At 64.7% G+C, this 1,744-nt stretch carries 3 protein-coding genes; 2 read left to right on the top strand and 1 reads right to left on the bottom strand.

Translation table 11 applies throughout. From position 1 onward, the window contains the following. Positions 1–73: 73 nt before the first annotated feature. Positions 74–385 (bottom strand): hypothetical protein, encoded by a 312-nt coding sequence (locus WAN02_RS13810; protein WP_422264760.1) that lies wholly within the window; start codon positions 383–385, stop codon positions 74–76. 66 nt (positions 386–451) lie between these two features. On the opposite strand from WAN02_RS13810, the gene WAN02_RS13805 reads away from it, so the two are divergent. Beyond that, complete coding sequence (locus tag WAN02_RS13805; RefSeq protein WP_422264759.1) at positions 452–649, top strand: hypothetical protein; 198 nt, start codon at positions 452–454, stop codon at positions 647–649. A gap of 788 nt (positions 650–1,437) precedes the next feature. Further along, positions 1,438–1,744: LLM class flavin-dependent oxidoreductase (locus tag WAN02_RS13800; RefSeq protein WP_422264758.1), on the top strand; the 307-nt coding region annotated here is incomplete at its 3' end.

Here is a 1,744-nt window from a genome sequence, read left to right as displayed (position 1 = left end):
CGAGCTGGCTGGCGGCACGAGGGACAGATCGATCTGGGTGGTGGCCGTCGTTGGTCAGGCTGAGGATGTCAGCTCACCGAGAGCATGCGGCCTCCGGCAGAAACGCCACCAGAGATTGCCGGATCTCGTCGGCGGCCGACCCGGTCATGGGTCGGCTGGCTACCAGCCGCACGGATATCGGCATGGACCCGGCCCAGGCGCGATCACCGACGCCGTCGGCTTGGCAACGTCGACAAATGCCGCGACCGTTGCCGAACGCGCCGCCCGGCACCGATGACAGGTGCCGCGATTGGTCCATGTTCCAGTCACGGCCGGAGAAGTCATCCCCACAGGCCGGGCAGGCAAGCCAAAAGTAGCCGGTCAACCACGCACCAAAACGACCCATCAGGCTCCAGCTCCCCGAAGCTCGGCCCCACTATGCGAAACCGGCCCGAACCTTAACACCGACAAGATGCACTACGGACGGCTGGGTGCCGAGGGTCCCATGGTTGCCGTGCTCGAGTTGCAGTGCTTCGACCCGGGTGATCTCGCGTCCTCGGCTATTCCCGTCTTGGGCAGCGTCGCGATCTTCGACGCGGTCGACGGGAAGGTGAGCTTGCACGGGCTGGTCGTCCCGCAGTTGCCGTCGGCCGGGCCGGCCGCGCTGTAACCACGGCAGGCGCAGTTCCAGAGAGGGACCCTTGTCGTCCCTGAGATCGATGAGATCGCGCAGGACATCGCTTTCCTGCTGCCCCCTGGGCCGCGCCAAAACGAGCATTTCGTACACGAACGGTGCCCTGACGTCGAACACCGTCATCGCTGCTGCCGCGACGTCGAGTTCGTCTGGTCCAACCCCGCCGGCGCCGGCAAGCGCGACCAACCCACCGACATCGAGCCCGACGGGTACGACGCCGTCGGCTAATCCGCTGCGCGTCGTCCCGATCAGGGTCTATTCCGCCGACACGCCCTACCAGGTGTCGGTGTATGCCCAAGACACCGTCGCCAACTGCGCGGCGATTTCTACGGCGCCCCATCATCGCCTTCTTCACCCACGACCCCTGTTCCCAGGGCGCTAGCAGAATGCTGTTCACCATCCCCTACAACGGGCGAACCGTGGCGATGTCACTAATCTCCGTGGACATCGGAGGGACGTCCCAGTCAACACTATTCGCTTCACCCAGCTCGAGAGCGAGGACGGCACCGGCAGTATCAACGATCTGCTGCGCGCCGGAACACGGCTACCCGGCTGGCCGAGCTCGATCCCGCCGACGAGGCATTCCTCGCGATCGATCAGGACAACGTGGTGCGGATCTTCGACGCGTGGTACCTGTCGGGATCGACCGTTGACCAAGCCCCCGAGCTCGTCAATCTGGAACGTGAGCTGTTCCTCCAACCAATCACCACGCCCACCAATTGATCAGGGCCGACCGGAGAATCGCAATCGGGGCGGACGACCATGTGCTGTTCCCCCCGGACATGTTGGACGCCTACGGTAACAACGTCGACGCGCTGGCCACCTTGGGATTTCTTGCGGCGTCGACCGACCGGATCACCCTGGGCACATCTGTGTTGATCATGCCGCTACGGGATCCGGTGCTGCTGGCCAAGCAGGCGGCCACCATTCACGACCTCAGTCACGGGCGTCTCATTCTCGGCGTCGGCGTCGGCTGGCTCGAAGCGGAATTCGATCTGCTGGGTATCGATTTTGCCAGTCGCGGCGCGGCAACCGACCGGACCTGGACACCGTCCGATCGCGGCTCGGGGA

The organism is Mycobacterium sp. (assembly GCF_049281135.1).
Taxonomy (GTDB): domain Bacteria; phylum Actinomycetota; class Actinomycetes; order Mycobacteriales; family Mycobacteriaceae; genus Mycobacterium.
Note: the sequence above shows the minus strand (reverse complement) of the source record. Positions and strands in the feature narration are given on the sequence as shown.

What these genes read in the sequence shown, in the direction of transcription:
- WAN02_RS13810 (WP_422264760.1), bottom strand. Translation starts at nt 385, where the DNA reads ATGGGTCGTTTTGGTGCGTGGTTGACCGGCTACTTTTGGCTTGCCTGC.
- WAN02_RS13805 (WP_422264759.1), top strand. Translation starts at nt 452, where the DNA reads ATGCACTACGGACGGCTGGGTGCCGAGGGTCCCATGGTTGCCGTGCTC.